At 62.0% G+C, this 3,800-nt stretch carries 3 protein-coding genes; all 3 read right to left on the bottom strand.

All coding sequences use genetic code 11. The features are described from left to right. Positions 1-49 precede the first annotated feature (49 nt). Positions 50-838 (bottom strand): FAD binding domain-containing protein, encoded by a 789-nt coding sequence (locus AC2FGE_RS20885; protein ID WP_496821248.1) that lies wholly within the window; start codon positions 836-838, stop codon positions 50-52. 100 nt (positions 839-938) lie between these two features. Continuing rightward, complete coding sequence (locus AC2FGE_RS20880) at positions 939-3,299, bottom strand: xanthine dehydrogenase family protein molybdopterin-binding subunit (RefSeq protein WP_496821246.1); 2,361 nt, start codon at positions 3,297-3,299, stop codon at positions 939-941. 25 nt (positions 3,300-3,324) lie between these two features. Continuing rightward, positions 3,325-3,800: (2Fe-2S)-binding protein (locus AC2FGE_RS20875; protein ID WP_496821245.1), on the bottom strand; the 476-nt coding region annotated here is incomplete at its 5' end.

Genomic DNA, 3,800 nt, shown 5'->3' with positions numbered 1-3,800 from the left:
AAAAAAAGCCCCGGAGAACCGGGGCTTTGCTTTGTTTATTGGTTTTCTATCAACAGGCCTGGACTGCGCGTTTGGTCATGACGGAGACCAGATGGGCGCGGTAGTCTTTGCTGCCATGCAGATCGGCGATCATGTTCCTCGGGTTGACCTTCAGCCCCATCAACGCATCGGCGCGGAATTCTGTGTTCAGCGCGGCTTCGGCCTCCGACCAGCGGAACACGCCATCCTCGCTGGCGCCGGTGACGGCGACGCGGACACCATCGGCAAAGCGGGCCAGATAGACCCCCACAAGCGCAAAGCGCGAGGCAGGCTGCAGGAATTTCTGGTAGCTCGCCGCCTGCGGCACCGGGAACCGGACCGAAGTGATGATCTCACCCTCATCCAGCGCGGTGGCAAACATGCCCTGAAAGAAGTCATCCGCCGCAATCTGGCGCGTGTTGGTCACGATGGTCGCCCCCGATCCCAGCACACCTGCCGGATAACAGGCTGCCGGATCGTTATTGGCCACTGACCCACCAATGGTGCCACGGTTGCGCACCGCCGGATCGCCGATCTGACCCGCCAGCGCCGCCAGCGCCGGATAGCTGCCTGCCGCCTCACGCGCCACCACCGCATGGGGCGTCGCCCCGCCAATGACGACCGCGCCGTCATCCTCGACACAGACGCCTTGCATCTCGGCAATCCCACCCATGCTGACCAGCACCGATGGCGCCGCCAGGCGCTGCTTCAGCGTGGGGATCAGCGTCTGCCCACCCCCCAATGCCTGCGCATCCTCAGCCCCCATCGCGGCAACTGCGTCGGCAATGGTCGAGGGCTTTTCAAACTCGAAATTGTACATTTCGCTTTTCCTTTCCGAAGAACACGGATCCATTCTTCATCTGGCTATAAATATCCCGGGGAGCGCGAGGGGCTGGCCCTTCGCACCCCAACATCTCCACTCAGCTGTTCATCGCCGCCCAGACGCGCGACGGGCTCACCGGCATGTCGATGTGATCCACCGCCTTGCCGCCCGCGTTCAGCGCATCCAGAACCGCATTGACCACCGCCGGCGGCGAGCCGATCGCGCCGGCCTCGCCACAGCCTTTCACACCCAGCGGGTTATGCGTGCAGGGCGTCTGGCTGGAATGATCCACGCCATAGAACGGAACATCATCGGCACGCGGCATGGCGTAATCCATAAAGGACGCGCTCAGCAGCTGGCCGTTCTCGTCATAGGCACAGTTCTCCAGCAGCGCCTGCCCGATGCCCTGGCCAATGCCGCCATGCACCTGACCATCCACGATCATCGGGTTGACGATATTGCCAAAGTCATCGGCGGCGGTGAAGGCCTCGATGCTGACCTGACCGGTTTCCGGGTCCACCTCGACCTCACAGGCATAAGCGCCTGAAGGGAAGGTGAAGTTGGCCGGATCATAAAACGCGGTCTCCTCCAGCCCTGGTTCAACCTCCAGCGGGTAGTTATGCGGCACGTAAGCCGTCAGGGTCACATCGCCCCAGGCCACCGATTTGTCGGTGCCTGCCACGCTGAACTGACCGTCCTTCAGCTCGATATCGGCCTCGGAGGCTTCCAGCAGGTGGGCGGCGATCTTCTTGGCCTTGTCGATCACCTTCTCGGTCGCCTTGACCATGGCCGAGCCACAAACCGCCAGCGAGCGCGAGCCATAGGTGCCCATGCCAAAGGGGATTTTCGAGGTGTCGCCATGCACAATCTCGACCATCGACTCGTCGATGCCGATCATGTCGGCCACAACCTGCGGGAACGCCGTCTCATGGCCCTGCCCGTGGCTATGCGCGCCGACCATGACGCTGATCGAACCGGTGGCATTCACCCGCACGGTCGCCGCATCGTAAAGACCCGCGCGGGCCCCCAGCATGCCAACGATGTTCGAAGGCGCAATGCCGCAGGCCTCGATATAGCAGTTGATGCCTAAGCCCCGCAGCTTGCCCTTGGCTTCACTGGCCGCACGGCGCGCGGCAAAACCTGCCAGATCGGCGGCAGCCTCAAGCTTGTCCATCGTCCCGTGATAGTCCCCGGTGTCATAGGTCAGCGCCACCGGCGTGTCATAGGGGAACTGGGTGATGAAGTTCTGACGCCGCAGGGCAATCGGATCAACGCCCAGCTCACGCGCGGCCTTATCGACGACGCGCTCCAGCTGATAGGTCGCCTCGGGCCGGCCCGCACCGCGATAGGCATCCACCGGCACCGTATTGGTGAACATCGCTTTCACATTTACCTGAACGACCGGCGTCTTGTAATTGCCTGCCATCAGCGTGCCGTGCAGCCATGTGGGCACGGAACTGGAGAAGGTCGACAGATACGCCCCCAGATTGGCATAGGTGTTGGTGCGCAACCCGATGAAGTTATTGTCCGCATCCAGCGCCAGTTCGATTTTACTGACATGGTCGCGGCCATGAGCATCCGACATGAACGCCTCGGACCGGCTCGAGGTCCACTTCACGGGTCGGTTGCAGGCCTTGGCGGCGAAGGTACAGAACGCCTCTTCCGCATAGTGGAAAATCTTGGTGCCAAAGCCACCGCCCACATCCGGGGCCACCACGCGGACCTTGTGTTCGGGCAGGCCCAGCACAAAGGCGCACATCAGCAGGCGGATCACATGCGGGTTCTGCGAGGTGGTATAGAGCGTATAGTCCTCGGTCGCGCGGGAATACTCCCCCACCGCCACGCGCGGTTCCATCGGGTTGGCGACAAGGCGGTTGTTGACCAGATCCAGCGTGGTCACATGGGCCGCATTGGCAAAGACCTCGCCCACCTTGGCATCATCCGCCTCGCCCAGCTGCCAGTCATAGCAGATGTTGTTCTTCAGATCGTCATGGACCAGCGTCGCGCCCTCTTGGGCTGCGGCCTTCATGTCGATCACCGCGGGCAGTTCCTCGATATCCAGATCAATCGCCTCGGCCGCATCGCGGGCCTGTTCCAGACTGTCGGCCACAACGGCGGCAATCGGATCGCCCACATGGCGGACCTTGCCTTGGGCCAGAATGGGATGCGCAGGCTCCTGCATCGGCGCGCCGTGCTTGTCTGTCACCTCCCAGCCGCAGGGCATGCCGCCCACGCCTTCAAAATCCTTGCCGGTGAACACCTTGACCACGCCCGGCATGGCCTCGGCCGCCGAGGTATCAAGGCTGATGATCCGGCCATGCGCGATGTCGGACCTTAGAAAATGGACATAGGCCTGGCCATGTACGTTGATGTCGTCGGTATAATTGCCTGCTCCGGTCAGAAAGCGCACGTCCTCGCGCCGCTTGGAACTGGCTCCGATGCCACTGTCTTTGGGCATTGCTTGTTCTCCTCCCTGAGGCCGCTTATTCGGCGGCGATGCTGCTGACGTCCTGACCCGATGCGGCCAGGATCGCCTTGACGATGTTGTGGTAGCCCGTGCAGCGGCACAGGTTGCCTTCCAGATACTTGCGGATCTCAGCTTCCGTCGGACGCGGATTGTCCTTGAGCAAAGCCGCCGCGCTCATCACCATGCCCGGTGTGCAAAACCCGCATTGCAGCCCGTGATGATCCTGAAACGCCTGCTGGATCACGTTCAGAGATCCATCCGCATCCGCCTGACCCTCAATCGTGCCAATCTCGGCTCCATCCGCCTCAAGCGCCAACATGTTGCAGGACTTCACCGCCGCGCCATTCACATGCACAACACACGCCCCACATTGCGCCGTATCGCACCCCACATGCGTTCCCGTCAGCGTTAGATGATCGCGCAGAAAACCAGACAACAACGTCCGACCCTCAACCTCCCCGATCACAGCAGTACCGTTCACGGTCATCGAGA

It is taken from the genome of Ruegeria sp. YTSA075, assembly GCF_059610245.1.
Note: the sequence above shows the minus strand (reverse complement) of the source record. Positions and strands in the feature narration are given on the sequence as shown.